The sequence below is a fragment of the Paenirhizobium selenitireducens ATCC BAA-1503 genome (assembly GCF_000518785.1).
In the GTDB taxonomy this organism is placed as follows: domain Bacteria; phylum Pseudomonadota; class Alphaproteobacteria; order Rhizobiales; family Rhizobiaceae; genus Allorhizobium; species Allorhizobium selenitireducens.
Genome location: NZ_KI912495.1, coordinates 302,895 through 329,321 on the forward strand (window position 1 = coordinate 302,895; position 26,427 = coordinate 329,321).

General features: G+C 63.2%; 25 protein-coding genes. 15 read left to right on the forward strand and 10 right to left on the reverse strand.

All coding sequences use genetic code 11. The features are described 5' to 3' along the window. Positions 1-149 precede the first annotated feature (149 nt). The 5 genes from rfbF (at position 150) to L867_RS0122490 (ending at position 5,211) form a co-directional block, all read left to right on the forward strand. Positions 150-920 (forward strand): glucose-1-phosphate cytidylyltransferase, encoded by a 771-nt coding sequence (gene rfbF / locus L867_RS0122470; RefSeq protein ID WP_028738920.1) that lies wholly within the window; start codon positions 150-152, stop codon positions 918-920. Between the two features lie 2 nt (positions 921-922). Further along, on the forward strand, positions 923-1,999 hold the full coding sequence (rfbG, locus tag L867_RS0122475; RefSeq protein WP_037174215.1) for a CDP-glucose 4,6-dehydratase: 1,077 nt from the start codon (positions 923-925) through the stop codon (positions 1,997-1,999). Beyond that, the gene (locus tag L867_RS0122480) at positions 1,996-2,559 is read left to right on the forward strand and encodes a dTDP-4-dehydrorhamnose 3,5-epimerase family protein (protein WP_028738922.1); all 564 of its coding nucleotides are present in this window, start codon (positions 1,996-1,998) and stop codon (positions 2,557-2,559) included. The genes rfbG and L867_RS0122480 overlap by 4 nt, the downstream gene beginning before the upstream one ends. Beyond that, entirely contained in the window at positions 2,556-3,785 is a 1,230-nt protein-coding gene (locus L867_RS0122485; protein WP_028738923.1) for a class I SAM-dependent methyltransferase, read from the forward strand. The genes L867_RS0122480 and L867_RS0122485 overlap by 4 nt, the downstream gene beginning before the upstream one ends. Before the next feature lie 148 nt (positions 3,786-3,933). Then, the gene (locus tag L867_RS0122490; protein WP_028738924.1) at positions 3,934-5,211 is read left to right on the forward strand and encodes a glycosyltransferase family 2 protein; all 1,278 of its coding nucleotides are present in this window, start codon (positions 3,934-3,936) and stop codon (positions 5,209-5,211) included. Positions 5,212-5,305: 94 nt separating this feature from the next. Here L867_RS0122490 and L867_RS0122495 read toward each other — a convergent pair whose 3' ends face one another. Genes L867_RS0122495 through L867_RS0122505 form a run of 3 tightly spaced genes read right to left on the reverse strand, consistent with a single transcriptional unit; the run spans position 5,306 to position 8,467 of the window. After that, complete coding sequence (locus tag L867_RS0122495; protein WP_028738925.1) at positions 5,306-6,118, reverse strand: cephalosporin hydroxylase family protein; 813 nt, start codon at positions 6,116-6,118, stop codon at positions 5,306-5,308. A gap of 25 nt (positions 6,119-6,143) precedes the next feature. Continuing rightward, positions 6,144-7,235: an FkbM family methyltransferase gene (locus L867_RS0122500; protein ID WP_028738926.1), complete on the reverse strand. Its 1,092-nt coding sequence runs from the start codon at positions 7,233-7,235 to the stop codon at positions 6,144-6,146. Next, a complete protein-coding gene (locus L867_RS0122505; protein ID WP_028738927.1) occupies positions 7,232-8,467 on the reverse strand; it encodes an FkbM family methyltransferase in 1,236 nt (411 codons plus the stop codon). Before L867_RS0122505 ends, L867_RS0122500 begins: the two co-directional genes overlap by 4 nt. Positions 8,468-8,583: 116 nt before the next feature. Between L867_RS0122505 and L867_RS26160 the strand changes: the two genes are divergently transcribed. Genes L867_RS26160 through L867_RS0122520 form a run of 3 tightly spaced genes read left to right on the forward strand, consistent with a single transcriptional unit; the run spans position 8,584 to position 11,760 of the window. Beyond that, positions 8,584-9,480, forward strand: a complete 897-nt coding sequence (locus L867_RS26160) for an NAD-dependent epimerase/dehydratase family protein (RefSeq protein WP_051439165.1) — start codon at positions 8,584-8,586, stop codon at positions 9,478-9,480. Continuing rightward, the gene (locus L867_RS0122515) at positions 9,443-10,522 is read left to right on the forward strand and encodes a radical SAM protein (protein WP_028738928.1); all 1,080 of its coding nucleotides are present in this window, start codon (positions 9,443-9,445) and stop codon (positions 10,520-10,522) included. The genes L867_RS26160 and L867_RS0122515 overlap by 38 nt, the downstream gene beginning before the upstream one ends. Further along, a complete protein-coding gene (locus L867_RS0122520; RefSeq protein ID WP_028738929.1) occupies positions 10,519-11,760 on the forward strand; it encodes a glycosyltransferase family 4 protein in 1,242 nt (413 codons plus the stop codon). Before L867_RS0122515 ends, L867_RS0122520 begins: the two co-directional genes overlap by 4 nt. Positions 11,761-11,780: 20 nt before the next feature. Here the strand turns inward: L867_RS0122520 and L867_RS0122525 are convergent, their stop codons facing one another. The 3 genes from L867_RS0122525 to L867_RS0122535 all read right to left on the reverse strand — a co-directional run bounded on the left by L867_RS0122525 (position 11,781) and on the right by L867_RS0122535 (position 14,470). Further along, positions 11,781-12,908 carry a glycosyltransferase family protein gene (locus L867_RS0122525; protein WP_028738930.1) on the reverse strand — a complete coding sequence of 376 codons (1,128 nt, stop codon included), beginning with the start codon at positions 12,906-12,908 and terminating at the stop codon, positions 11,781-11,783. A gap of 169 nt (positions 12,909-13,077) precedes the next feature. After that, on the reverse strand, positions 13,078-13,416 hold the full coding sequence (locus L867_RS0122530) for a beta-lactamase hydrolase domain-containing protein (RefSeq protein ID WP_028738931.1): 339 nt from the start codon (positions 13,414-13,416) through the stop codon (positions 13,078-13,080). 145 nt (positions 13,417-13,561) lie between these two features. Further along, positions 13,562-14,470 carry a DUF6030 family protein gene (locus L867_RS0122535; RefSeq protein ID WP_156951584.1) on the reverse strand — a complete coding sequence of 303 codons (909 nt, stop codon included), beginning with the start codon at positions 14,468-14,470 and terminating at the stop codon, positions 13,562-13,564. A 334-nt stretch (positions 14,471-14,804) separates the two neighbouring features. On the opposite strand from L867_RS0122535, the gene L867_RS0122540 reads away from it, so the two are divergent. After that, on the forward strand, positions 14,805-15,497 hold the full coding sequence (locus L867_RS0122540) for an SH3 domain-containing protein (RefSeq protein ID WP_028738933.1): 693 nt from the start codon (positions 14,805-14,807) through the stop codon (positions 15,495-15,497). 168 nt (positions 15,498-15,665) lie between these two features. On the opposite strand, the gene L867_RS0122545 is transcribed toward L867_RS0122540, so the two are convergent. After that, positions 15,666-16,358, reverse strand: a complete 693-nt coding sequence (locus L867_RS0122545; protein WP_028738934.1) for a FadR/GntR family transcriptional regulator — start codon at positions 16,356-16,358, stop codon at positions 15,666-15,668. Between the two features lie 151 nt (positions 16,359-16,509). Between L867_RS0122545 and L867_RS0122550 the strand changes: the two genes are divergently transcribed. The 6 genes from L867_RS0122550 (at position 16,510) to L867_RS0122575 (ending at position 22,254) form a co-directional block, all read left to right on the forward strand. Continuing rightward, entirely contained in the window at positions 16,510-17,307 is a 798-nt protein-coding gene (locus L867_RS0122550; protein ID WP_028738935.1) for an ABC transporter substrate-binding protein, read from the forward strand. 64 nt (positions 17,308-17,371) lie between these two features. Then, positions 17,372-18,043, forward strand: coding sequence for an amino acid ABC transporter permease (locus L867_RS0122555; protein ID WP_028738936.1), 672 nt, complete (start codon positions 17,372-17,374; stop codon positions 18,041-18,043). Continuing rightward, complete coding sequence (locus tag L867_RS0122560) at positions 18,043-18,792, forward strand: amino acid ABC transporter ATP-binding protein (protein WP_028738937.1); 750 nt, start codon at positions 18,043-18,045, stop codon at positions 18,790-18,792. Before L867_RS0122555 ends, L867_RS0122560 begins: the two co-directional genes overlap by 1 nt. 30 nt (positions 18,793-18,822) lie before the next feature. After that, on the forward strand, positions 18,823-20,088 hold the full coding sequence (locus L867_RS0122565; RefSeq protein WP_028738938.1) for a cysteine desulfurase-like protein: 1,266 nt from the start codon (positions 18,823-18,825) through the stop codon (positions 20,086-20,088). Positions 20,089-20,119: 31 nt separating this feature from the next. Then, positions 20,120-21,532, forward strand: coding sequence for a dihydropyrimidinase (gene hydA, locus L867_RS0122570; protein WP_028738939.1), 1,413 nt, complete (start codon positions 20,120-20,122; stop codon positions 21,530-21,532). Between the two features lie 359 nt (positions 21,533-21,891). Beyond that, complete coding sequence (locus L867_RS0122575) at positions 21,892-22,254, forward strand: hypothetical protein (protein ID WP_028738940.1); 363 nt, start codon at positions 21,892-21,894, stop codon at positions 22,252-22,254. Between the two features lie 769 nt (positions 22,255-23,023). Here the strand turns inward: L867_RS0122575 and L867_RS0122585 are convergent. The 3 genes from L867_RS0122585 to L867_RS0122595 form a co-directional block, all read right to left on the reverse strand. Further along, positions 23,024-23,467: a globin family protein gene (locus L867_RS0122585; protein WP_028738941.1), complete on the reverse strand. Its 444-nt coding sequence runs from the start codon at positions 23,465-23,467 to the stop codon at positions 23,024-23,026. Between the two features lie 143 nt (positions 23,468-23,610). After that, positions 23,611-25,632: a PAS domain S-box protein gene (locus tag L867_RS26165; RefSeq protein WP_037174219.1), complete on the reverse strand. Its 2,022-nt coding sequence runs from the start codon at positions 25,630-25,632 to the stop codon at positions 23,611-23,613. Continuing rightward, the gene (locus L867_RS0122595) at positions 25,629-26,375 is read right to left on the reverse strand and encodes a response regulator (protein WP_028738942.1); all 747 of its coding nucleotides are present in this window, start codon (positions 26,373-26,375) and stop codon (positions 25,629-25,631) included. Before L867_RS0122595 ends, L867_RS26165 begins: the two co-directional genes overlap by 4 nt. Positions 26,376-26,427: the final 52 nt, after the last annotated feature.

Genomic DNA, 26,427 nt, shown 5'->3' on the forward strand with positions numbered 1-26,427 from the left:
CTCGTCAAGTTTGACGACAGCTTCGTCCGCTAGCCTGCGCCCACGATGGAATGTTCGTGGGGCGTGGGACAAATCATGGGTTTTGCTGCGGGGAATGATGAACGGGGTGCCGGCAAGCCGGAATCCGGTCTGGCCGACGGGCGTTTTCAATGAAGGCCGTCATTCTCGCCGGCGGTCTCGGTTCGCGCATTGCCGAAGAAACCCACCTGAAGCCCAAGCCGATGATCGAGATCGGTGGACGACCGATCCTCTGGCACATCATGAAGCTCTATCACGGCCACGGCATCCGTGACTTCATCATCTGCTGCGGCTTCCGCGGTTATGTCATCAAGGAATACTTCGCCAATTACGGCCTGCACATGTCGGACATCACCTTCGACCTGGCCGAGAACCGCCTGCAGTTCCATCGCAAGAGCGCCGAGAACTGGCGGGTGACGCTGGTCGATACCGGCGAGAACTCGATGACCGGCGGGCGCCTCAGGCGTGTCGCCGACTATCTCAAGGACGAGGAAGCCTTCTGCTTCACCTATGGCGACGGCCTGTGCGACGTCGACATCGGCGCAACTGTCCGCTTCCACAAGAGCCATGGCCGGCAGGCGACGGTGACGGCGGTTCGCCCGCCCGCCCGCTTCGGTGCGCTGAAGCTCGACGGCGACACGGTTGAAGGCTTCGTCGAAAAGCCCGAGGGCGAGGGCGGCTTCATCAACGGCGGCTTCTTCGTGCTCGACCCGAAATGCATCGACCGCATCGCCGACGATTCGACCAGCTGGGAGGCGGAACCCCTGTCCGGGCTCGCCAATGACGGCCAGCTCAAGGCCTTCTTCCACACCGGCTTCTGGCAGCCGATGGATACGCTGCGCGACAAGGTCCATCTCGAAAGCCTGTGGAACGGCGGCAACCCGCCGTGGAAGTCGTGGTGACCATGGCCAATCCCGCATTCTGGAAAGGCAAGCGCGTTCTTCTGACCGGTCATACCGGCTTCAAGGGAAGCTGGCTCGCGCTTTGGCTTGCCGAAATGGGCGCCAGGGTGACCGGCCTGTCGCTGGTGCCCGAGACCGAGCCGTCGCTTTTCCATCTCCTCAACGGCAAGCCGGCGGCGGCCGAGATCTGCGACCTGCGCGATCGTCATGCGGTCGCGGCCCGCGTCATGCTGTCCAAGCCGGAAATCGTCCTTCATCTCGGCGCCCAGGCGCTGGTGCGCGCCGGCTACCGCGATCCGATCGGCACCTACGAGACCAACGTGCAGGGCACGGCCAACCTGCTTGATGCGCTGCGCATCGCCCCCGACGTGCGTTCGATCGTCGTCGTCACCACCGACAAGGTCTATGCCAATCCGGAGACGGCGGCCCCCTTCGTCGAGAGCGATCCGCTCGGCGGTCACGATCCCTACAGCGCCAGCAAAGCGGCGGCCGAGATCGTCACCGCAAGCTATCGCTCCTCCTTCTTTTCCGCCCGCGGCATCGGCCTTGCGACCGCGCGTGCCGGCAATGTGATCGGTGGCGGCGACTGGGCCGAGGATCGCCTGATCCCGGACGCCGTCCGGGCCTGGGGCGCCGCCTGCCCGCTGATGGTGCGCCGGCCGCAGGCAGTCCGACCCTGGCAGCATGTTCTGGAGCCGCTGAACGGTTACCTGATGATGGCCGAACGGCTGTGGGATCAGCCGTCCTTCGCCCCGAGCCTCAATTTCGGACCCGACCACCAGGCGGCGGCAACCGTCGCGACCGTGCTCGACAAGGCTCAGGCGGCCTATGGCGGCGGCGCGGTCGTTCTCGGCGACGGCTCGGAAGGGCCGCACGAGGCAGGTTACCTGATGCTGGATTCGTCCAGTGCCGGCGGCACGCTCGGCTACCGGCCGGTCTGGAACCTCGACGAAACCGTGACGCGGACCATGGCCTGGTATCGCCGGCTTGCGTCGGGTGGATCGGCGCTCGACCTCTGCCTCGCCGATATCGCCGCCTTCGAGGCGGCCTACGACCTTCCCCTGAGAGCGGCCGTATGACCGCGCGCTTCGAAGTCGAAACGACGCCGATCGAGGGACTGCTGGTCCTCAAGCGGCGGAAGATCGCCGACGAGCGGGGACACATCTCGCGTCTGTTCTGCGCCGAGGAATTGGCCGAAATCGGCTGGCGCGGGCCGGTCGCCCAGGTCAACGAGAGCGCCTCGCGCTTTGCCGGCACGGTTCGCGGCATGCACTTCCAGAACCCGCCCTACAGCGAGATCAAGCTGGTGACCTGCGTCGCCGGCCGCATTCTCGACGTGGCGGTTGATCTGAGACACGGCTCGCCGACCTTCCTTGAGCATGTCGCGGTCGAGCTTTCGGCCGACAATGCCTGTTCCTTCCTCATCCCCGAGGGCTTCGCGCACGGCTTCCAGGCGCTGAGCGATGATGTGCGGATGATCTACGCCCATTCCGCCCCCTATCGCGCCGAGGCGGAAGGGGGCCTGAGCCCGACCGATCCCCGGCTCGCCATCGCCTGGCCCCTGCCGGTCGCGCACCTGTCGCCGCGCGATGCGGCTCACCCCCAGCTTGGCACCGACTACCGAGGACTTGCCGCATGAAGTGTCGTCACTGCCAGTCGCAGAACATGGGTCCCTTTCTCGACCTCGGCACCGCGCCGCCGTCGAATTCCTATGTCCGGCAGGTCGATCTGGGAAAGCCTGAACTCTGGTATCCGCTGGTGATCCGCGTCTGCAACGAATGCCTGCTTGTGCAGACCGAGGATTTTGCTTCGCGCGAGACCTTCTTCTCCGAGAGCTACGCCTATTTCAGCTCGTTCTCGACCTCCTGGCTCGGCCATGCCGAGGCCTATGTCGCGGCCATGACCGAGCGCTTCGGGCTCGACGCCGCCTCCCGCGTCGTCGAGATCGCCGCCAATGACGGCTACCTGCTGCAATATGTGAAGGCCCGCGGCATTCCCTGCCTCGGTGTCGAACCGACCACCAGCACGGCGACGGCGGCGCGCGAAAAGGGCATCGAGATCGTCGAGGATTTCTTCGGCGTTGTGCTTGCCGCGCGCCTGGCGGCCGAGGGCTGGGGTGCCGACCTGATGGCAGCCAACAACGTGCTCGCCCATGTGCCTGACATCAACGATTTCGTCGCCGGCTTTGCCCGGCTGCTGAAGCCGACGGGCGTTGCTACCTTCGAGTTCCCGCACCTGCTCAACATGGTGACGGAAGCGCAGTTCGACACCGCCTATCACGAGCACTATTCCTACCTGTCGCTGACCGCCGTCGAGCGCATCTTCGCCGCCAACGGCCTGCGCGTGTTCGACGTCGAGACCACGCCCTGGCATGGCGGAAGCCTGAGGGTCTTCGCCGACCGCGCCGATACGGCAGCCCATCCGGTGAGCGAGAGCGTTGCCGCCATGCTGGCCACCGAGACTTCGGCGGGCATGCGCGAATCTGCCTTCTATGCCGGCTTCCAGGCCACCGCACAGCGCGTGCGCAACGACTTCCTGGAATTCCTGATCGACTGCCAGCGCCAGGGCCTCAGGGTCGCCGCCTACGGCGCGGCGGCCAAGGGCAACACGCTTCTGAACTTCGCCGGCGTGAAGCCGGATCTCCTCGCCTTCGTCGTCGACAAGAACCCGGCCAAGCAGGGCACCTTCCTGCCGGGCAGCCGGGTTCCGGTCGTATCCGAAGACGTCCTGAAATCCGAAAAGCCTGAAAGGGTGGTGATACTGCCATGGAATCTTCAGACAGAAATCAAGCGACAGCTTTCGTATATAACCGGCTGGGATGGGAAGTTCGTGACGGCGGTGCCGACACTGACGGTTCACCCCTGATCGAACCGCTGCCCAAAGGCGATGCCCCGACCATCAAGGTTGCGACACCGCCGATGCGCGGAACGCTCCGGCCGGAGTGACGGCGTCGCGGGCGGCGAGCCGCCGACCAACAAGCGGAGCCGCCGAAGGAATAGGAGCGGAGAAGACCATGGCTGAGAAGACGCGCCTGTCGATCTGCGTGCCCTCGCGCAATCGCCAATACTACTTCCAGAAGACCATCGAAGGCCTGCTGCGCACCGGGCGCGACGACATCGAATTCGTCTTCGTCGACAATTCCGACGATCCGTCGGTGATGAACGACTACATGCGCGCCCATGCCGGCGATCCGCGCATCGTCTATCTGCCGTCGACCGACCGCACGCTGCCGATGATCGAGAACTGGGAACGCACGCTCGCGGCTGCGACCGGCGACTGGGTGACCGTGATCGGCGACGACGACTATATCGACCCCGACGTCATGATCGTGCTCAAGAAGGTGCTGGCCGCCAATCCGGAGACGGAGGCCTTCGCCTGGGGTGTCGCGAGCTATAGCTGGCCGTCGCCGGGCCAGAGGAACACCAGCATCCATGTGCCGTTCAATTCCTTTGTGGTGAAGGTTCCGCGCGACCAGTTGCTCAAGCGCATGTTCGGCTGGTTCGAGGCGACCACCGTTCCGACCTCGGGTTACTCGATCTACCATTCGGCGGTCTCGCGCCAGCTGCTCGACCGGATCCGCCGCAAATATGGCGGGCGCTATTTCGAACACCCGGTCATCGACTATGACATGGCGATGAAGGTGATGGTCGAGGGCAAGCATTTCGCCTTCTGCCAGAGGACCTTCTCGGTCATGGGAAGCTGTCCGGAGAGCAATTCCTATTCGATCGGCAAGCTCGCGGACATCAAGAAGAAGGTCGACATCTTCATGGCCGAGCTCGGCCGCAACTTCGACGACGACCCGCTCCTGCGGGACTTTCCCTTCCAGAGCATATTGGGGGTCACGGCCTCCATCGGCATCTGCCAGCAATGGTTCCGCGCCAAGTACAAGCTGACCTATGATGGATGGGAAAAGAATTTTGCCAAGTCCTGCGCCCTCAATACCGAGATGTTCCGCGACGAGGAATCGTTCAACATCGTCCGGGAGGGTTATGCGACCGCCTTCAGGAACTGGCGGAGGGGGAAATTCCTCGAACACTTCCAGCCGGTGTTCAAGGACATGCGCTTCAGCCTGCAGATCAGCGGCTCGAACCTCGCCGGAACCTTCATCCGCTCCGACATCGCCGGCGTGAAGACGCCGGTTGAACTGCTCGACGTCATCAATGGCCTGATCCGCCCGGCCGATCAGGTAGAAGTCCGGCCGGACGGCCTGCGTTTCCCCTGGGAAGAGGAACTGATGACGCCCGTCGGCGAGAAGCGGCCGATCCAGACGACCCAGAAGCGCATCGCCTGAACCCGGCTGAAGGCCCTGACGGCCGAAGCAGAAACAACAAGGCCGCGGTCACGACCGCGGCCTTGTTGTTTTCGGGACCGACGTTCGCCGAGCCTCAGACGCGCTTCAGGAAGCCGTCCGGCGAGGCCGTAATGGTGATCTTGTTCTCGATCGTCTTGTCATAGGCGAATTTCAGCGGCTCGCCGTCGCGCGCCGTGCGGCCTTCGCTCTCCAGCAGCTTCATGTATTCCCAGACCGCGGTCTTCGGGTTGTCGCCCTTGCCCCAGGGGCGGTCGTTGCACATGTCGGCCGGCAGGTCTTCGACGCCGGTGTCCCAGACGACGCAATAGGAACCCTTCGAGGTGAGCGGCGCGTAGAGTTCGAGCTCGGCGAGCACGTGTTCGTGCGTGTGGTTGGAATCGAGGAAGACCATGACCCGGTCATAGCCCTCGGCATGGGCCTTGACCTGGGCGAAGACGTCGTCGGCGACCGAGGAGCCCTGGATGGTGTGGATCTTGTGGGTCAGCGGGTGGGCTTCGATCGCGGCGCGGTTATGGGCGCGGATGTCGATATCGACGCCCACCACCTTGCGGCGGCTGGCCTTCGGATCGAGCACGGTGCCCGACTGCACGGCGTCGCAATAGTCGAGCATGGCGAGCATCGAAGCGCTCATCACTAGCGAGCCGCCATGGGCGATGCCGGTCTCGATGACGAGATCGGGACGGCAGGTCCAGATCAGTTCCTGGATCGCATAGGTGTCCTGCGGCACCTGGATGATCGGCCGGCCGAGCCAGGTGAAATTCTGCGCATAGCGGTGGCGGATCGATTCCCGCACCCAGATGTTCGACAGGCCGATGAAATCCCGGTCCTCGCCGATTTCCCGGATATTGTTGGCGACGTAGTCGCGGAAGTGTTCGACAGGATCCATGGGTAACTCCTCTTGAATGGCCGCTTCACTCGGTCCAGGCGTAAAGCACGGTTTCCATGAGTTGCGGGGAATGATGGCGCAGGGCGAACCGGTAGTCCGGCACCAGCGATTTCAGGTAACTCGAGATTTGCGGTATGTCGGACGGATAATGATAGACGCAGATGGCGAGCTTCGGGCGGCAGCGCGCGATCGTCTCGGCCGCCCCCTGGAGCAGGGCCATCTCCATGCCCTCGACATCCGCCTTGATGAAGCTGGCCGGCGCGCCGTCCAGATAGCGGTCGAGCGAAGTCACGGCGACCGCATCCGGGCCTGCACCCGCCGTGCCGAGTGCCAGGCTCTGCAACTGACCGCTCTGGCTGGCGCTGGCCATCTGCGCCTCGCCGGCGCCAAGCCCGCTGCGGTTGATGACGATCGCCTGCGGATCGAGCGCCCATTCCTCGATGAGCCGATCGGTCCTCGCCTTCAGCGCCCGGTGCTGGCGCGCGCCGGGCTCGAAGGCATGGATCCTGGCGAACACGCCGTAATGCGTCCAGATGAAGCGCTCGACGCTGTCGCCGACATAGGCGCCGGCATCGACGAAGATCTCCTTCTCCACGCCGCAGAAGCGCGGCAGGCAGAAATACTGGTCCTTCTCGAACACCGCCTCGCAATAGGATTTCTCGCCGGTCAGCATTGCGGCGAGGACGGCGCGCAGCACGTCGCGCGAGCGCTCGTCGTCGAGAAGCTCATGGACCGCGGCAAAGGCCTCGAAATGCAGCGCCCCATAGAATGCGTCGAAGGACAGGCTGGCGACGCCGAGTGTTTCGAGCCGGGCGCTGACCGGGCCGATCGCATGGCGCGCGGTGATGAGCGTCAGCTCCGGGCCGATCTCGCCGATTGTCTCCGGCGCATGGACAGGGAGGCCCTGGAATTGGGTGCCCGCGCGGTCGGGATTGCCGTCGAAGCAGGCGACGAGGTCGAAGCCGTTGTCCTTCAGCCAGGAACAGGCCCAGGCGCCGAGAAAGCCGGTGCCGTAGATCGCCGTGCGCGGACGCTGCGGGTTGGGCAGCGACAGCGCGAAGGCGCGAATGTCGGCTGAGGTGCGGGCAAGCTGGTCAAGGCTCGGAATGATCGTCATTGCCGTTCTTCCGGTATGGCGTAGACGACGGCGCCGGTGCCGCACCAGCTGTGCAGCCTGAACAGGAAGCGGTAACCGTCGAGATTGTCCATCAGCCAGGCGGGCGTGGCCTGGATTCCGTCGGCGTCATGATAGACGGTCGCGGCGATGATCGGGCGATATTTGCGCAGCGTCGCGATGCCGCCCTTGAGGGCGCCAAGTTCACCGCCTTCGAGATGCAGCTTGACGAAGCTCGGGGCAGCGCCAAGTGCGTCGAGCGTAAGGGTTACGCGTTCGTCCGTTCCGGTCGAGGATATCTGCGAGGCATAGCCGAGGCCGTGATGAAAGCGGACCGTGCGGCGCTCGCTGTCGAGCAGCGCGTCGCTGACGGTGATGCGGCTTCGCTGATCCGAAGCGAGGCCGCCGATGGTTTGTTCCAGCACGGTGCGGCTCTGTTCGTCCGGCTCGATCGCGAGGATCGAGGCAAATTGACCGGCGGTTTCCGCGATGAAACGTGCCGTGACGCTGCCGTGATGGGCGCCGGCATCGAGGAAACGTTCGTTCGGTCTGAGCACGTCGAGGATCTGCGGAATGAAGAAACGGTCGTCGATCGTCACCGGCGCGCGGTCAAAGCTCCATTCCTGTCGAAGGCGGCGCCAGGCGATGAACTGCAGATGGTGCGCACGCGACAGGTCGTCGTCCCAGGCCGAGAGAACCGCGCCGATGGCTGCGACGTCATCGTTGGAGAAGGGCTCGGCGAACCAGCCGTTCGACAGCGGGTGGCGGTCGCGGAAGCTCTCGGCGATGTCGTAGAAGGGCACGATGTCGCGCCAGCCGGCAGCTGCAAGGGCGGCCTGGAGCGGCATATAGGGGCTGGTGACGATGCTGACCGCGAGCATGGCTCGCATCTTGGTGTCCATATCGACGGCGTCGGGATGGACGAGCCGGGTGCCGGCCCATTCGCCACTGGCCGCCAGGGCCTCGGCATTGCGGTCGACGACCAGGGCGAAATCCTCGCCCACGGCGCGCAGATGGTCGCGCGCCAGTCGTCCGAGATTGCCCGCCCCATAGAGTGCTAGCGGCTGGCGTGGGGCAACCGGGCCCGGCGTGCAGGTCTCGTCGGCGATGGTGCGGAGAAGGGCGAGCGACGTTGACCGGTCGGGCAGGGCGTCGAAGGCGCGCGCAATCACCGCCGGTCGTTCCGGCGATGCCGCGACCGGCACCTGTGCCCCTGTCTGCTTGGCTTCGATCATTTCCGTCCGCAATTCGCCCGGCTCGTCTAAACTGTCATCCCGGATGATTCGAACAACCTGCCGGTCCGCCTGTCTTTGATGCCATCTATCAGGCGTGACCTTTCCCGGAGCTTGTCATGACAAGGATCGTGTTGACCGGTGCCACCGGTTTCGTCGGCCGCCAGATCCATCGCCGGCTTGCCGAGGCCGGCCATGACGTCGTTCCGGTGCTTCGGCCCGGCAGTGCGGCGCGACTGCTGGAAGGCGCCAGGGCCGAGCATGCTATCCTGACGTCCGATCTCTTTGCCGAGACCGCCGACTGGTGGGCGGAACGGCTGGAAGGGGTCGATGTGGTCATCCACGCCGCCTGGTATGTCGAGCCGGGCAAATATCTCGATTCCCCGCTCAATCTCGATTGCGTCACCGGCACGCTGGCGCTCGCCCGGGGCGCCGTGGATGCCGGAATCCGCCATTTCATCGGCGTTGGTACGTGCATGGAATACCGCTTGCCGTCGGAGCGGCTGACGATCGACGCGCCGCTTGAGCCGGCGACACTCTATGCGGCGTGTAAACTTTCCGTTTACCAGATGCTGGCAGAGTACTTCGCGAAGACGGAGGCGACCTTCTCCTGGTGCAGGCTTTTCTACCTGCATGGCGAGGGGGAATATGCCGCCCGTCTCGTGCCTTATATCCGCGAACGGCTTGGTCGCGGCGAAGTCGCAAGACTTTCCGCGGGAACGCAGCTTCGGGACTTTCTCGACGTGCGGCAGGCTGGGGCGATGATCGCCGATGTGGTTGAGACAGGTCAGCCTGGCGCAATCAACATTTGTTCTGGTATCCCGACGACGATACGCCAATTGGCGGAACGGATCGCCGACGAATACGGCAGGCGCGACCTGCTGGAGTTCGGAACGGCCGCGATCCATCCCTCCGATCCGGCGGCTGTGGTCGGTCTATGCAATGCGATCACTCCTACCCGAATGCCGGAGACGCTGAATGAAAGCCCAGTTGAAGCCGCGGATCAATCTCGATGACCGGACCCCGCTCGAGACCGTCATCCCGCTCGAAACGCCCTTCATCGTCTTTGTCGATCCGGCGAGTTCCTGCAATTTCAAGTGCACCTTCTGTCCGACGGGTCACCGCCAGCTGATCGCCGATACCGGCCGCTATCAGGGCGCGATGAAATACGACGTCTTCACCAAGACGATCGACGACCTGGCCGGCTTCGGCAAGCCGATCAAGGTGCTGCGCATGTACAAGGACGGCGAGCCCTTCCTCAACAAGCGCCTCGCCGACATGATCGCCTATGCCAAGAAGAGCGGCTATGTCGACTATATCGACACCACCACCAACGGCACCTTCCTGACGCCGGAGCGCCTCGGCCCGGTGATCGAGGCGGGCCTCGACAAGATCAACATCTCCGTCGACGGCATGACCCGGGAAACCTATCAGGAGTTCACCGGCTTCGACTTCGACTTCGACAAGTTCGTCGCCGGCGTGAAGTGGCTGGACGCCAACAAGGGCGACATGGAAGTGTCGATCAAGATCCCCGGCGAGCTCATCACCGAGGCGCAGCGCCAGGAATTCTTCGACACCTTCGGCGACTATTGCGACCGCATCTTCATCGAGAATTTCGCCCCATGCTGGCCGGAATTCGACGTCGAGGAACGTTCGGGCATCAAGATCGGCGAAGTCGGCATCTACCAGCAGGAACTGAAGCCGACCGATACCTGCCCCTACATCTTCTATGCCATGAGCGTGAACGCCGACGGCCTCGTCTCGTCCTGCTTCCTCGACTGGGGCCGCAAGCTGATCATCGGCGACGTGCGCACCACGCCGCTCAGCCAGATCTGGACCTCCGACGCGATGAACGCGCTGCGCCTGCAGCACCTCGAAGGGCGTCGTTGCGAGAACAAGGTCTGCGGCAGCTGCGGCCAGCTCACGCACTGCCTGCCGGACAATATCGACAACCACCGCGAAATGCTGCTCGAGCGCTTCCGCGAGAAGGTGACGATCAACCCGGCCGTCAAGGCGCCGGGCGGTCTCAAGCCGATGGCTCCCATCGCCGCCGAATGAAAATCCTGCACATCACGCCGCATCTCGGCGGCGGTGTCGGCAAGGCCCACGCGGCCATCCAGGGCGCGACCGACCCGGTGGTCGGGCGCGCCTATTATCTTCTCGAACAACCCCGCGACCGCCGCTATGCCGACCTCGTCGAGCAGGCGGGCGGCCGCCTCCATCATGCCGGCCAGGGCGTTTCGCTCGCGGAGCTGATCGAGGACGCCGACATCGTCCAGATCGAATGGTGGAACCATCCGCGGCTCTACCATCTTCTGGCCACCGCCGACCTGCCGCCGATGCGGAGCCTCTTCTGGGCCCATGTCTCGGGGCTTTGTGCGCCCTACATTCCGACCGGCCTGATCGCCGCCGCCGGGCGTTTCGTCTTCACCTCTCCCTGTTCGCTGCAGTCCCCGGACATTGCCGCCCTGCCGGGCGCGGTGCGCGCGCGTCTCGGTGTCGTCGGTTCCGGCTTTGGCTTCGAGGATGAGCGCACCGCGGATGCGATGCCGGCGAGCGGGACGTCGGCAGCGGTCGCCTATCTCGGCACGGTCGATTTCGTGAAGATGCATCCCGCCTTCTTCGACATTATCGACGCGGTGGACAATGCCGATATTCGCGTGTCGGTCTGGGGCGGCTTCGACCCCGAAGGCGAGCCGGCCCGCCGCGCCCGCGCCATGCGCCATCCCGAACGGGTGCAGCTCCAAGGCCAGACGGCGGATCCGCGCGCCGCATTGCAGGCCGCCGGCATCTTCTTCTATCCGCTTCGCGAGGATCACTACGGTACGGCGGAGAATGCGCTGATCGAGGCGATGTCGCTGGGGCTGGTGCCGGTGGTGTTGGCCAATCCGGCCGAATGCGCGATCGTCACCGACGGCGTCAACGGCGTGGTCGCGGCCGATCCGGCCGATATGGCGGCAAGGCTCGGGCGTCTGCTGGAGGACTCGGACGAGCGGGCACGCCTGTCCGCGGCTGCTCGGACGACGGCGCGCGACCGATACCAGCCGCGCCGTTCGGCCGGCCTGCTCGAAGAACACTACCGCGCGCTGATGGGAGAACCGAAGACGCGCATCGATTTTGCCGGCCTGCTCGGCTCCGAGCCGGCGGACTGGTTCCTCTCCACGCAGCAGCGCGATCGGGCAAGCGGGGAGGGACGGATGTTTGCCGCTGGCGGCGCCTTGTCGAAGGGCAGCATCGACCACTTCCTCGCGACCTTCCCGGACGATCCGGGATTGCTGGCGCTTGCGGCCCGCTGAGGGCCGACGAAGACGCGGCCCTAGTCTTCCCGGATGGGGACGAAGTCGGTGATGACGAAGATCGGTGCGAGCATCGCGTCGACGACCTCGTAGAATTCCTGGGCGGTCCGGGCATTGCCGATGAAGCGATCGACCAGCAGCATCTGCGCATGCAGGCCGCGCCGGGTATCCTCCGGCGGCTGCGGGAAATATTGCGGCCGGAACTGTTCGGACAGCGCAAGGCCGCCGGGCATGCGGCGGATCGCCTCGAAATAGGCCTGACCCTTCTGCTGGAACGCCGCCTCGTCATGCTCGCGCATGCAGTCGACCACGCAGGCCTTGACGAAATCCTCGTTGAAGCCGGCCCAGCTGGCGCCGAGCTCGTGCAGGACACGGGCCTGGACCTCGGCGATCGTGGCGGTCAGGCCGATGCGCGCGTCGAAAGGGAAGCCTTCGAGCGCCGAAGGCACCGGCACGGGGCGGAACGGCGTGGCGCTGATCGCGGAAAGCGGCCGGTGCGACAACAGCAGTCCCTGCGAGAAGATCAGCACGCGCGCCGCCCATTCCCAACGCGGCAGCGGGGTGAGCCAGCTGAGCTGGCCGCAGGAGGAGAGAACGGTTTCGAGCAGCGAGCGCTTGACTGCGCCGTGATAGAGACCGAACGGCATACGGGGCGTGTTCTGGCTGCCGGTCCATTGGAAGAAGGCTTCCAGCATGCGGGATTTTTCGATGTCGGCGAGGTGGTGGACGATCGGCACGGCGACCGTGGTGCTGATCGTGCGCGGCGCATCGGGCGCGATGGAAAACGCGTTCCAGCCGAGCGTGTCGGCATCGGGATGCTTGTCCTCGGCATAGGCGACGAGCTTGGGCAGGTCGGGCTGGATCATGTCCTCGGGGCCGACCAGCGAGACCCAGTCTCCCGTGGCCGCAGCAAGCGTGCCGATCCACAGATTGGCGGCGGAGAGTCCGGCCGGGGCGGTGGGCAGCACACGCAGCCGCGGATCCTCTGCCGCGCGGGCCTCCAGATAGGGCCATGCCCCTTCGCGCACGCCGCAGGCGGCGACGATCACCTCGATGCTGGATTCGGGCTCCTCCAGCAGCCGGTTGACCAGATAGGTCGGGGCCGGCTGGCCGGGTTCGACGGGAATGCAGACGGATAGTTTGGGCATGGCGGCCTCGCATAAATGCCCCTTCCGCGGGATCGTGCGCGGAAGGGGCTGAACAGGCGCTTCGGGCTGACGATACGACCGGCGAATCGTCGGGCACCGAGCTGCTTGTTTGCTTAAGCGGCCGAACTGGCGCGAGGCTTAGCAGTCGGGAAGCGCTGAGCCGGCCGCCTCAGCCGCCGATCTGCTCGGCCATCTGGTAGAGGCCCGCGCAGCGTGCGCCGGAGGCGCAGAAGGCCAGGATCGGACCTTCGGTTTCCTTGAGCAGGCCGCGCAGCTTGCGGGCCTGTTCCATCGGCACGGCCGAGCCGCCGACCGGCAGGTAATAGGCCTTGAGATTGGCCGCCTTGGCTGCTTCCTCGATCGCCGAGAATTTCGGCTGGCCCCAGCCTTCGCCGTCCGGGCGCATGCAGATGACCGCGGCATAGCCCGCTTCGGCCACCTGGCCGAGGTCCGTCGGCTTCAGCTGGCCGGTGACGTGATAATTGTGCGTGACGGGACGGATATGCATCGGCGGGATTCCTTCGTTGGGAGGCTTGGCGCATGTGTTTGGCGCTGACCTTGGCGCAACCCGGAGCGGATGACGGACAGCTCATCGCCTTTCCATCAGACACATAATGATAATTATATGTATATTCAAGCGCCGGCGCGGGGCATCAGGGTGCGGGGGCGGGAGAGGGGGCCGGCGGGGTTGTCTTCGGGGCCGCCGGCGCAGGCGCGGATGCGGATGCGGGTTCGGGCGGCGGCGCGGACGACAAAGGCTTCGTCGCCACGACATGCGGCCGCAGATATTCGGGCAGCCGGGCAATGACGGAGGGAAGCGGCAGCCATTGCAGCGTATCGAAATAGGCGCGGCTGCGCTTGACGGCCGGATCCTTCGAGGTCGGCAGGACGATCAGATTATAGCTTCTGGGCGCGGTGAATTCGTGGGTAAAGCGGAAGGAGACGCCGAAGCGCACCGCGGTGAAATCCGAAAGCGCCTCGGCGCTGGCGATGGCGGGGGCGAGATCGAGCCACCGCGCCTGCTCGATCAGCTGTTCGAGCGCCTTGACCAGCAGACGATGCACGGTCTCGCCGTCCCCGGTCTCCGGCGCGACGAGCTTCATGCGGATCGATCCGACCTCGCCCTCGGGCGTGCCCTTGGCAATAAAGAAGAACGAGGCGTTCTGCCCGCCTTCCTCGGTCGCCGGCAGAAGCGTTTCGGACAGGCATTCATAGGTCTTGCTGTCGAACTGACTGGGCAACCAGCCGCCATTGTCGACGCCGGCAGCCTTGAAGGCGGCGCATAATTCGCCGCCGCTGGCGCGCACTTCGCGCACGAACGCGCCGATCGCGGCATTCTCCGGGCCGGCGAAGTAGCGGGCGGGGATCGAGATCGCAACCGGTGCCAGCCGCCGACCGCGCAGGGCCCGGGTCCCGCGCGGCTCGTCCGTCGCCGGTTCCAGCAGCCAGTTCAGTTCGTAGCGGTCGAGCAGGATGCGCAGGTTGCGCCGGTCGTTGGCCAGCAGCAGCGTGGCGGCGATCGCCAGGGCAAAGGCGACGAGCAGCACGGCGAAGAGAAGCATCGCGCTCTTCCTCGGCGGCGCGGGCTTGGGCGGGGTGCCGCGCAGTCCGCTCGTATCCTTGTCGTCGCCCTTCGGCATGGAGACCTTTATTGCAGTGCGGTTGTGACGTGCTTATGCCACGAATTGGTTTGGGACACGTATACTTATCCTGCGACTTTGTGACATCGCGACGAGGCCTGTCATCACCATTCGGTGGCAGCGCCGCGGGCAGGGGCGTTTTGCGGAAGCGTCCAATTCTGGGCACGCCATGGAAGCGGCGATGTCGAAGATTGACGAGGGGCCGGACGGTTCCTTAGCTGGCCGCATTTCACGCCCGACCGGAGGATGCCCGCCCATGTTGAAGATCGATGTCCGCAAAGGACTGCTTGTCGCCGCCACGCTGCTGGTTGCCGTGCCGGCTTATTCTGCCGATCAGGAGATCTGGACGATGACCACGCCCCAGGGCAGCTGCCGGCTGTCCTTCGAGGAGGATCCGGTCGCGGAAGGGGTTCTCTCGACGCTCTTCCATGACGGGTCGTGCTTCGACCTCGCCAATCCCGTGACGGGCTATTCGATGAACAACGGCGATCACACGATCATCCTCTATTCGACGAACGAGGGCCTGACGATGGTCGGCCGTGCCGACATGGAGGAGCCGGGGCACTATGTCGGCGTCATCGGCGACGGCGAAGAACTGACGCTGATCCAGGATGGCGGCAAGCCGGCGCCGCGTCCGGTCGCTACGCCCGCAGGCTCTTGCCCGACCTATGTCGATGGTGGCTGCGCTGAGCCGAGCGATGTCGACTCCCCGGACGTCGCCGCCGGCGTCACCTCGATCCAGGCGCTCACCCGCATGAACATCCGTGCCATGGCCGATCGCTCCGGCGCCGTGCTCGGCAAGCTCGACAAGAACCAGTGCGTCACCGTCATCGGCTGCGTCGAGCAGAACGGCACCACCATCTGGTGCGAGATCGAGATGGGAACCTATCGCGGCTGGGTGCTGAAGCGCGACGCCGGCAAGATCTATACCCGCAACGCCTGCGGCTGAGGCGCGGCAAACCACCGATTCTAGAAGTTCACCACGGCTCGGGCGCATCGCCCGGGCCGTTCGTTCATCAGCCGCACGCGAACGTCCGCCGGGCGGCTTCTGTGATGACGGACAGGAGGAATCACATGGAGCTCTTCGGTCCGTCCTGCATCGTGGTCAACGTGAGCATCAGGGAGAGAGCCCGGCGCATCGTGCCGTATTACGGATATGCGTCTCCATTTCGTTGCGTGCTGCATTCGCGTCATTGGCCCTGAGTGCTGCAATGATCCGGCGATGCTCGGCGATCGACTGGGTCATGCGTTCCGGATCGGTGATCGGAATGGGTTGGCGTTGGGTCTCGGTGAGTTGGTCCCGCACCGTCTGGTAGAGAGCTTTCAGCATCGCATTGGAACAGGCTGACACGATGGTCTTGTGGAAGTCGAGATCGGCCTCGACATTGGCCAGCAGGTCCTGGTTGGCCCAGGAATGCTCCATGACCCGCGTTGCGGCCTCCATATTCTCCAACTGCAACTGGGTCAGCCGGCCGGCCGACAGCCGCGCGATCTCGCCTTCGAGCAGGATGCGTGTCTGGAAAACGTCGAAGGCAGAGTAGCTGTCGGAATAGCGCCACGGCGCCATGTGATTGGCCTGGTTGCGATCGCCTGAGGCAGCCACGAATGTTCCGCGCCCTGCCTCGGTCTTCAGCAGTCCGAGTGTTTCGAGCGTCAGCAGTGCTTCCCGCAACGATGCGCGGCTAATGCCGAACTTCTGCGAGAACTCGCGCTGCGACGGGATTTTCTCCCCCGCCTTCAGTTGGCCGGTCTGAATCATGGTCTGGATTTCGCGAGCCACGGATTGCGGGACGAGCGTCTTGTTCAACATGCATTACCTTCCCAGCGAGCCGTTCGCGGCCAATGTATTTTTTCTTCCGCCATCTTGCCAAGCGGAAAGCATCATGCTTTTTTGGCCTGACTGGTCAGACCAGTTAGACCAATGTAAATTGAGTCAGGTTCAAAAGACAAGGGGAACGATCATGACACATTCATCTAGCCTCAAGACGACGATTCTGGCGGGTCTCGTCGCCGCCTTTGCAACCGCTGGCACCCAGGCGGCAGACCTGACGGTCGGCGCCAATATCGGCAACGTGCCTTGGGAGTTTGAGGATGCCAGCGGCAAGGTCACCGGCTTCGAGGTCGACCTCGTCAACGAGATCGCCAAGCGCCTCGGCAAGACGGTCGAATTCGTCAACACGCCGTTCAACGGCCTCTTCCCCGCGGTTCAGTCGGGCCGCATCAACATGGCGATCTCCTCGATCACGATCACCGAAAAGCGTCTCGAATCCGTCACCTTTGCCCAGCCTTACTATGACAGCGACCAGTCGCTCACCGTCACCGCCGCCTCCGGTATCACTGGCCTGAAGGACATGGGCGGCAAGGTCGTCGGCGTTGACACCGGCTCGACCGGCGACATGTGGGCCGACGCGCACAAGGGTGAATACAAGCTCGGCGAGATCCGCCGCTTCGAAGGCCTGCAGCCGGCCATGCTCGACCTCGTCGCAGGTCGCGTCGACGGCTACATCTCCGACATCCCGGCGCTTCTCTACTACGTCAAGGACAAGCCGGACCTGAAGGTCGTCGAGCGCATCCCGACGGGCGAGAAATATTCGATCATGTTCAACAAGAACGATCCGCTCGCAACCGAGGTCAATGCTGTCATCACCACCCTGAAACAGGAAGGCTTCGTCGCCAAGCTGCATGAGACCTGGTTCGGCGCCAAGGCCGAAGACACCACCTCGACCGTTGCCGTGCTTGACATGCCGAAGGGCAAGTAAGGCCTATGACGCATCCGGCGGGGCATCAATTGTCCCGTCGGCTTGCCAGGGGAGCCGACACGGCATGACACTTCTCAACACATTCTTCAATCTTCAGGTGCTGGCCGACAGCCTGCCAGCACTTCTGTGGGGCCTCGTCGTCACCCTGCAGATCGGCGTGACCAGCATCCTGGTGGGCCTCGCCGGAGGGCTTTTCCTGGCGGTCGCCCGGCTTTATGCGCCGAGCTTCTTCAAGCTCCTGATCCGCATCTATGTCGACATCTTCCGCTCGATCCCGCTGCTCGTGCTCTTGATCGTCGTCTACTACGCTCTGCCCTTCGTCGGCATTCGCCTGTCGCCCTTTCTCTCGGCGGTCACGGCCCTGTCGCTTGTCTCGGCCGCATATACGGCGGAAATCTTTCGCGCCGGCATTGAGGCGATCCCGCACGGCCAGTTCGAGGCGTCTGCAGCACTCGGCCTCTCCAACCGGCACACGATGATCGACGTGATCCTGCCGCAGGCTATCCGCGTCGTCATCCCGCCGCTGACCAACAACTGCATCAATGTCATGAAAGATACGGCGCTCGCCTCCGTCGTTGCCATGCCCGACCTCCTGAAGCAGGCAACGCAGGCCCAGGCGCTCAGCGCCAATCCGACGCCGCTGATCGGCGCCGCCCTCATCTACGTCGCGCTGCTCTGGCCGATGGTGGCAATCGTCTCGCGTCTCGAGAAACATTTCAGCCGGGGGAAACGCTGATGCAGCAACCGGTCAATCCTCTCATTTCCATCCGCAGCCTTACCAAGGCCTATGGCACCTTCACCGTGCTGCACGGCATCGACCTCGATATTGCCGAGGGCGAGGTCGTCTGCGTGATCGGTCCCTCCGGTTCGGGCAAGTCGACGCTGATCCGCTGCATTAATCACCTCGAGGCTTTTGAGCCCGATAGCCGCATTGTCGTCGATGGCATCCGCGTCGAGCCGGGGCCGGCGCTCGCCAAGGTCCGCGCCGAGGTCGGCATGGTGTTCCAGTCCTTCAACCTCTTTCCGCATATGACGGTGCTCAGGAACGTCATGCTGGCCCCGATGCGCGTGCGCGGGACGTCACCGGCGCAGGCCGAACGCAAGGCGCGCGAATTGCTGACCCGCGTCGGCATTTCCGAACAGGCGGAGAAATATCCAGGTCAGCTTTCCGGCGGCCAGCAGCAGCGCGTCGCAATCGCCCGTGCCCTTGCCATGGAGCCGCGCGTCCTGCTGTTCGATGAGCCGACCTCGGCGCTCGATCCGGAAATGGTCGGCGAAGTGCTCGACGTCATGCGCAAGCTTGCCGGCACCGGTGTCACCATGATCGTGGTGACGCACGAGATGGGGTTTGCACGCCAGGTCGCCGACCGGGTGATCTTCATGGACAGCGGCCGCCTCGTCGAGGCCGGCTCGCCCGCGGAGATCTTCGACGCACCGAAGGAAGAACGGACGCGCGGATTCCTGCGCGCTGTCCTCAATCACTGAACAAGAAAAATACCTCGGAGGACCACAAGGATGGCCAATACATCACCGCTCAACCTCGATTTCGTGCGCAGCCAGTTTCCCGGACTCGACCGTGGCTGGACCTTCTTCGACAATGCCGGCGGATCGCAGATCCTGAAGGGTGCGCTGGAGCGCATCAACCGTTTCCTGATCGAGAAGAACGTCCAGATCGGCGGCTCCTACGAGGTGTCGCAGGCCGCAGCGGGCGCGCTCTATGAGGCTCGCACCGCCGCCATGCATCTCGTCAATGCCAACCGGCCCGAAGAAATCGTCTTCGGCAGTTCGACGACCGCGCTCCTGCAGAATCTGGCCCGTGCGATGCAGAGCCAGCTTACCGCCGGCGACGAGATCATCGTCACCGTTGCCGACCACGAATCCAATATAGGCACCTGGGATCGCCTGCAGGAGCGCGGTATCGTGCTCAAGATGTGGCCGCTCGACAAGGAAAGCCTGACGCTCGAGCTGGCCGATCTCGAGCCGCTGATGAGCGAACGGACCCGGCTCGTCTGCGTCACCCATTGCTCCAACATCCTCGGCTCGATCAACCCGATCCGCGAGATCGCCGATTTCGTCCATGCCCGCGGCGCGAAGATCTGCGTCGATGCGGTTGCCTATGCGCCGCATCGTGCGGTCGATGTGCAGGCCTTCGACGTCGACTACTATGTCTTCAGCCTCTACAAGACCTACGGTCCGCACTATGCGCTGATGTACGGCAAGTACGACCTGCTGCTCGAGCTCGATCCGCTCTATCACTATTTCTACGGCAAGGACAAAGTGCCGGGCAAGCTCGAGCCGGGCAATCCGAACTATGAACTCGCCTATTCGACCTGCGGTATCGTCGACTACCTCACCACGCTGGGCGAGCAGGCGGGCGAGACGGGCACGGTTCGCCAGAAGATCGTGGCCGCCTATGGCGCGATCACCGAGCAGGAGTATGCCCTGACCGAGCGCCTGCTCGCCTATCTGCGATCGCGTAACGACTGCCGCATCGTCGGCCAGCCGTTCAATCGCGACGGAGACCGCGTGCCGACCATTGCTTTCCGGTTCGATGGCCGCGATGCCGGCGAGCTGTGCAAGGCGATGGATGCGGAGAAGATCGCCATGCGCTTCGGCGATTTCCACTCGCGCCGTCTGGCCGAATATCTCGGTCTCACCGACCATGGCAGCATGCTGCGCGTTTCCATGGTTCACTACAACACGATCGAGGAAGTCGACCGCTTCACGGCCGCGCTCGACCGGATCCTGTCCGGCGAGGCAGGGCTTGCCAAGGCGGGCTGAAAGCATCCACGAGACAGGTAAGGACCAGGGCATGCGCTTCGATACTGTGATCCGGCATGGAACGGTGGTGACGGCGAGCGACACGTTCGTCAGTGATGTCGGCATCAAGGATGGCCGCATCGTAGCCCTTGCGCTCGGTCTGGACGAAGCCGACGAGGTGATCGACGCGACCGGGCTGTTCGTGCTTCCCGGCGGCATCGACAGCCACGTGCATCTCGATCAACCCTCGGGCGAGGGCATCGTCATGGCCGACGATTTCGACAGCGGCACCCGCTCGGCGGCGATCGGCGGCAACAGCACGGTTCTGGCCTTCTGCATGCAGGAGAAGGGTCAGACGCTGCGCGAGGCGCTGAAGGTCTATCACGAGAAGGCCGAAGGCAAATGCCATGTCGACATCTCCTTCCACCTCGTCATCACCGATCCCACGGCGGACGTGCTCGGCCAGGAACTGCCGGCGCTGGTCGAGGACGGTTATACCTCGCTCAAGGTCTTCATGACCTATGAGGGTTTGCGCCTGCGCGACGACGAGATCCTGGCCACGCTCGACACTGCACGGCGCACCGGCGCGCTGGTCATGGTCCATTGCGAGAACGAGGATGCCATCCGCTACCTGATCGGCCGGCATGAGGAGGAGGGCAGGTTCGCGCCGAAATACCATGCCACCACCCGGCCGATCGCCGCCGAGCGCGAGGCAACCCACCGGGCGCTGTCGCTGGCCGAAATCGTCGATGTGCCGATCGTCATCGTCCACGTCTCCAACCGCGAGGCGATGGAGGAGATCCGCCGCGCGCGAAGGCGCGGCCAGAAGATCGCCGGTGAGACCTGCCCGCAATATCTGATGCTGACCACCGACGATCTCGACCTCGAAGGGCTGGAGGGCGCGAAGTTCGTCTGCTCGCCGCCGCCGCGCGACAAGGCAAGCCAGGATGCCTGCTGGGAAGGTCTGGAGCAGGGCGTCTTCGACCTCTTCTCCTCCGATCACTGCCCGTTCCGCTTCGACGATCCGGAAGGCAAGCTGAACGAGAAGGGCAAGCGCCATTTCCGCTGGATCCCGAACGGCATTCCGGGCGTCGCGACGCGCCTGCCGATCCTCTTCTCCGAGGGCGTGATGAAGGGCCGGATCGACATCAACCGCTTCGTCGCCCTCACATCGACCAATCACGCCAAGCTCTATGGTCTTTATCCCCGGAAAGGCACGATCGCGATTGGTGCGGATGCCGACATCGCGCTCTGGGATCCGGACAAGCGGGTAACCTTGACCAACGATCTCCTGCAGCATGGCGCGGACTACACGCCCTATGAGGGGATCGAGGTGCGAGGCTGGCCCACACAGCTTCTCGTGCGCGGCAGAACGATCATGAAAGACGGGGTGGTCGGCTCGAGCGGAACGGGGGCCTACCTGTCTCGCAAACGATCGTCACTGGTCGGCGGGGACCGATTGTAGCCGGGCGTTGTCTCCGCAGGTTCACAGTGCCGCACCGCGCATTCAACCAGCTTTCTGCTCCAATGCGATAGCCGCGAATTGTCGACAGGCGTCGGCATTTACGTCGCGCGCCGAGTCGCTGACTGGAAAAGGCACTTGCCCGATAGCTGAGGCTGGAGATCTGCCTCAGGATCGCGCCGTGCACCTGCGGGGCTCGAGGGCCGGTGGGCGAGACGCAAGAAATTGGCGAGACCGACCCGGCGGTCGGCTGCGATTCTCCGGTGCGTAGAAGCAAGTCGCTGCATTCATGCGTTGTTTCCATTGCCAGACGCGATACACTTGCGAAGGCAACGCTCGGGAGGAGCAATTTGATGAGACGCATGTGGCCCGATGAATTCCGCTTCATTTTCGACGAAGCGGAGGAAGTAATGCTTGATAGTGATGCGACTGAACGCGAGGACGGATCAGCCGGTGAGGCGATCCATCGGAAGGCGTTGAAAGTCCGCCTCTCCCAGGAGGACTACGAGCGTATCTGGCCATTCGCGGAGGCACGTCATCGGCTTCAGGGAAAATTTGCGGGAAAGGCAGTTACGCTGATCGCCAATAATCCTCACTACAGCAAGTGGCACCCGGCTGACGGAGGAACTGTTGAAAACATTTCGGATAGTGGCCGACCGTATTCGACAAAGTACGTCGTGGTTCACTTCCTGTTCGATGACGTGAGTGAAACGGTGGAGGCTTGAGTTTACACCTCTGCCGGTTTTGACGGGGCGGACGAGAACAAGCGTCAGCGACTTCTGCTTCGCGATCGTGGCCGTTGAGCTTTGCGGTTTCGATCAGCGGGGGGAGTGCGGCGGTTCGTTCACCCCACCCTATCGTTTCAAACAATAGGATGCAGTTGTTCCCGGCTCAGGCGCCTTCATAGCAAGTTGTTTTTGGCGGTCCAGAGGAGCTTTCTTGCGGAGCCGGTAAACACCGCCGCATCTGCTGCCTTGGACCAAGGCTCAGTGTACCGTTCTCGTGTGCCAAAAGAACGATGCAAGAGGCCCTAAAGCTCCAAAAATGAGTATTTCCGGAGGGGGAAGGAATGGTGCTGCCAACCCAGTTCAAGCGCGATGATCGAGAAGATGCCTGACAAGCCCACCTGTGGCGCCAGCGATTCGAGCCGGCATGGGAAGGCGCGCAGGATCGAGCGTGCATTGCTGGCGCGGTTTGATCAATGACACACGATAGAATTTCGAGCCAAAGAAGAGCACGATCAATGCGCACGCGGTGAACACGTGTATCGCCATGCCGGAAGTAGCGATAGGGCCACGCCCGCAAGTTCCTTGCCCTCGATAACCCGACCACCTGCAAATGTATGCAGGAAAGCGGTTCCGACAACTTCGGTCTTCCCGATGGGCTCCGGCAACGGTGCCACCAGAAAGAAAGAATGCGCAAAGACCAAGGGGAAATGCGTGCCCTGACCGCAAGTCCGACGCCTTCCGTGTGATGACGATCATCGCCACCTGATCAGGAGAGACGCTTCAAGGGTTCCTGCGTGGCACTGGCATTGGCGGCGGCCATCATCACGCCGGCAACCGTCTCATAGGCGGAGATCCAGATGCGGCGATATTCGAGCGTGAAACGATTGGCAAAAAACAGCGAAAGAGTTTCGATCAGTGCCTTGCCCACCGTTGCATAATGCTCGTCGCGCACCCCGTAAGCCATATGCTTGACGGCGAGCATTTCGAGGGTTGGCACGACTGTATCGAGCTTGCGCAACGAGGCGATGACGAGGGAAAGAGCTGCCATCAGCTTGCGACCCTGCTCCTTCATGTCGGCATTCTCGAACATCGACCGAAGCGACGGGTCGTGAACGAACAGCCGTTCGTAAAAGAGTTCTGCCGCCTGCTCTCGCACTGCCGCGACTTCCGCAAAGCTCTCTTCCAGCATGACGATTTCGGTCTCTTGCATGATCTCAACTCCGGTTAATGTCTCTGGAGAGGAGATCTAGCGATCCAATGTTTCCGGATGAGGTCGCAGGGCCAATTGTGAATGTTCCAATTGTTTCAGAGGGGGCATCGCCGCCGACACTTTGTCTGCCGGATGCCTCTGCTTCAGGTCGGGGCATCCATTTTGACCAAGGTTTTGAGAATGCGCTGGATATCGTCAGGCATGAACGGTTTTTCGATAACGGGGCATCCGGATCGGGCCAAGAACCGGCCGGCGGCAGGTCCCAGAGTGTCGCCCGTGATGAAGCCGACACATTCCGTCAGGTGCGGATGGTTCTGGCGTAGCCAGTCGAAGAAGGAGGGTCCGTCCCCGCCCGGCATGCGGATGTCGCAGAGGATAGCGTGCACAGGCTGGATGGCCCCTTCAAAAAGAGCCTTTGCCGCGTCGCCGCCGGTGGCCACCGAGGCGCTGAAGCCAAGTTTCCGCACCATGTCCGCGAGTAGGTTGGCGATTTCGATCTCGTCATCGATGATGAGCACGTGCCGTCCGGTCGTCTCTGCCTGAAACGCGGCCTCCGGCTTATCCTCTGTGCAGGGATCCGCGCCAGTGTCGTCGATGGGAAGAACGATCACAAAACCGGCGCCACCCAGGCTTGGGCTCGGATCGAGATCGAGGGTACCGCCATGCGATTCGATGAGGCCGCGCGACACAGCAAGTCCTATTCCTGTTCCTGTACCCTGCGGCTTGGTGGTGAAATAGGGATCGAAGATACGTGAACGGATACTGGGCGGAATTCCCGTTCCGTTGTCTGATATCCTCAGCGAAATCGCTTTGGCGCGTGGGTCGTGATCGGCGGATATCCGGATCCGGCGCAGGCCTTCGGTCTTTTCCTCAAGCGACTGGTAGGCATTGACCACGAGGTTGACGATGACCTGATGGATCTGGTCGGCGTCAATCCAGAGCACGGGCAGATCCTTCGGGAGGTCGATATCAACCTCGACACCGGAGCTTTTCAGATTGTAGCTCAGAAGTCCAAGCGCGGCCTTGACGATATCGGGGATCAGAACGCTCTTGCGCTCGTGCTTACGCTGGCGCGCCATGTCGAGAAAGCTGCGCACGATGCGGGCGCAGCGGTGTGCGGCGATCTCGATCTTGGCACTGCGTTGTACCAGGTCGGCGGCCATCGGTATGCCTGCCAGTGTCTCCCGCAGCATCATCGTCTGGCCGATGACGATGGACAGCGGGTTGTTCAGTTCGTGGGCGACGGCAGCGAGAAGGGAGCCGAGTGCCGCAAGCTTGTCTTTTTGATGCAGGGCTTCGCGCTGACGCTCGATCTCCTCCTGGGCCCGGCGAACGGCGGCGAGATCACGCAGATGTGCCGCAAACAGCCGCTTGGTGCCGAGCCTGACCTCGGTAATCGTCAGCTCTATCGGTATCTGTTCGCCGGTTGCGCGCTGTGCCTCAAGCTCCAGCCGCCGTCCAAGAATGCGGGTCATTCCGCTTTGCAGGTAATTCGAGAGTCCGCGATCATGAGCGGCGCGAAGTGTCTCAGGAATAATCAGGTCGCCAATCTGGCGGCCCATCGCCTCGTCACGGCTGTAACCGAAGATCGAAACGGCGGCCGGATTGAAATCGACGACGGCGCCGGTCTCGTCGATCACGACGATTGCGTCTAGCGCGTTGTTGACGATCACTGCGTGATAGGTATCGGCCTGCGTCTGGGCTTCGATCCGCCATTCCAGTTCGAGCTGCTGGACTTTCAGGTCCGTCAGGTCGCGTGACAGGATGATGTGGCCGGCGACGGGACCGCTCCCTTGCGGATAGCAGGTAATCGTTTGCTTGATGTAGCGCCGGCCAAGCGCACCATAGTCAATCCATCCTTCGCGGCCGATACTTCCGCCAGTCGGCAGAGTCGCAATAGCCATCCGGTAGGAGTTGTCGAGGGCGTCTCCGAGCACATCCAGAATCGTCTTGCCGATGATCTCGGACGCCGGCTTGCCGACGAAATCGACGTACTCCTGATTCACGTAGAGATAGCGTCTGGAGAGGTCGATGACCGCGGCACAGTCGAAAATCCCAACCAGCAACGCCTCAAGGAACGGAATCTCGCCTGCGGAAAGGTAATTGAAACTGGTTCCGCTGCGGACGTGTCTTCTTTCGAAAAACTCCAGCGGCGCGTCCGTCATGCCGTCCGCCTGGCCGGAGTATGGATGTACCCGACGCCGCGTACCGTCTTGAGAGCCTCCGGTTTGGATGGATTGTGTTCCACCTTCTTGCGAATACGGGCGATACGGACGTCGATACTGCGATCGAAGGAATCGTTGTCGCGATTGTGGGCCAGATCGAGAAGCCTGTCGCGTGTGAGCACTCGATCCGGGTTTTGCAGAAACACCTGAAGCAGGTCGAATTCCATCGCCGTCACAGGCTCACACGCACCGTTCCCATGCACCAGGCTGCGGGCTTCCAGATCGACGAACATCTTTCCGAAAGGTCGGATGTTCTTCGGGGGCGCGATTGCGTGCTCCTCGTTCACTGTGTTGCCAGCCGGCGGCTGTCGGCGCAGGACGGCCTTGATCCGCGTCTTCAGTTCCCGGAGATCGAAGGGCTTGGTCATGTAGTCGTCCGCGCCCATTTCCAGCCCGGCGATCTTGTCGGCGATATTGCTGGCGGCGGTCAGCATCACGACTGGTGTGCTGCGCGTCCGACGGATCCGTTGAAGGATCGACAATCCATCTTCGCCCGGCATGTTAATATCCATGACGATCAGATCGGCATCCTCTTGGTTGAGAAGCGCATCGAGCGAATTGCCGCTGGAGGCGGTGCGCACCGAACAATTATCCCGTTCCAGATATTCGGCGACCATCTCACGCAGACCGACTTCGTCGTCGACGACGATTAGACGGGGTTGATAGAGGGGCAGGACATCCATCGACGCTCTCCGAAATCATGTCTGGTTCTGCGAAAGATTGCGCCGCGCGCCG

Excerpts from the sequence above, each read along its gene's own strand:
- rfbF (WP_028738920.1), top strand. The coding sequence starts at position 150 with ATGAAGGCCGTCATTCTCGCCGGCGGTCTCGGTTCGCGCATTGCCGAA.
- rfbG (WP_037174215.1), top strand. The coding sequence starts at position 923 with ATGGCCAATCCCGCATTCTGGAAAGGCAAGCGCGTTCTTCTGACCGGT.
- L867_RS0122480 (WP_028738922.1), top strand. The coding sequence starts at position 1,996 with ATGACCGCGCGCTTCGAAGTCGAAACGACGCCGATCGAGGGACTGCTG.
- L867_RS0122485 (WP_028738923.1), top strand. The coding sequence starts at position 2,556 with ATGAAGTGTCGTCACTGCCAGTCGCAGAACATGGGTCCCTTTCTCGAC.
- L867_RS0122490 (WP_028738924.1), top strand. The coding sequence starts at position 3,934 with ATGGCTGAGAAGACGCGCCTGTCGATCTGCGTGCCCTCGCGCAATCGC.
- L867_RS0122495 (WP_028738925.1), bottom strand. The coding sequence starts at position 6,118 with ATGGATCCTGTCGAACACTTCCGCGACTACGTCGCCAACAATATCCGG.
- L867_RS0122500 (WP_028738926.1), bottom strand. The coding sequence starts at position 7,235 with ATGACGATCATTCCGAGCCTTGACCAGCTTGCCCGCACCTCAGCCGAC.
- L867_RS0122505 (WP_028738927.1), bottom strand. The coding sequence starts at position 8,467 with ATGATCGAAGCCAAGCAGACAGGGGCACAGGTGCCGGTCGCGGCATCG.
- L867_RS26160 (WP_051439165.1), top strand. The coding sequence starts at position 8,584 with ATGACAAGGATCGTGTTGACCGGTGCCACCGGTTTCGTCGGCCGCCAG.
- L867_RS0122515 (WP_028738928.1), top strand. The coding sequence starts at position 9,443 with ATGAAAGCCCAGTTGAAGCCGCGGATCAATCTCGATGACCGGACCCCG.
- L867_RS0122520 (WP_028738929.1), top strand. The coding sequence starts at position 10,519 with ATGAAAATCCTGCACATCACGCCGCATCTCGGCGGCGGTGTCGGCAAG.
- L867_RS0122525 (WP_028738930.1), bottom strand. The coding sequence starts at position 12,908 with ATGCCCAAACTATCCGTCTGCATTCCCGTCGAACCCGGCCAGCCGGCC.
- L867_RS0122530 (WP_028738931.1), bottom strand. The coding sequence starts at position 13,416 with ATGCATATCCGTCCCGTCACGCACAATTATCACGTCACCGGCCAGCTG.
- L867_RS0122535 (WP_156951584.1), bottom strand. The coding sequence starts at position 14,470 with ATGCTTCTCTTCGCCGTGCTGCTCGTCGCCTTTGCCCTGGCGATCGCC.
- L867_RS0122540 (WP_028738933.1), top strand. The coding sequence starts at position 14,805 with ATGTTGAAGATCGATGTCCGCAAAGGACTGCTTGTCGCCGCCACGCTG.
- L867_RS0122545 (WP_028738934.1), bottom strand. The coding sequence starts at position 16,358 with ATGTTGAACAAGACGCTCGTCCCGCAATCCGTGGCTCGCGAAATCCAG.
- L867_RS0122550 (WP_028738935.1), top strand. The coding sequence starts at position 16,510 with ATGACACATTCATCTAGCCTCAAGACGACGATTCTGGCGGGTCTCGTC.
- L867_RS0122555 (WP_028738936.1), top strand. The coding sequence starts at position 17,372 with ATGACACTTCTCAACACATTCTTCAATCTTCAGGTGCTGGCCGACAGC.
- L867_RS0122560 (WP_028738937.1), top strand. The coding sequence starts at position 18,043 with ATGCAGCAACCGGTCAATCCTCTCATTTCCATCCGCAGCCTTACCAAG.
- L867_RS0122565 (WP_028738938.1), top strand. The coding sequence starts at position 18,823 with ATGGCCAATACATCACCGCTCAACCTCGATTTCGTGCGCAGCCAGTTT.
- hydA (WP_028738939.1), top strand. The coding sequence starts at position 20,120 with ATGCGCTTCGATACTGTGATCCGGCATGGAACGGTGGTGACGGCGAGC.
- L867_RS0122575 (WP_028738940.1), top strand. The coding sequence starts at position 21,892 with ATGTGGCCCGATGAATTCCGCTTCATTTTCGACGAAGCGGAGGAAGTA.
- L867_RS0122585 (WP_028738941.1), bottom strand. The coding sequence starts at position 23,467 with ATGCAAGAGACCGAAATCGTCATGCTGGAAGAGAGCTTTGCGGAAGTC.
- L867_RS26165 (WP_037174219.1), bottom strand. The coding sequence starts at position 25,632 with ATGACGGACGCGCCGCTGGAGTTTTTCGAAAGAAGACACGTCCGCAGC.
- L867_RS0122595 (WP_028738942.1), bottom strand. The coding sequence starts at position 26,375 with ATGGATGTCCTGCCCCTCTATCAACCCCGTCTAATCGTCGTCGACGAC.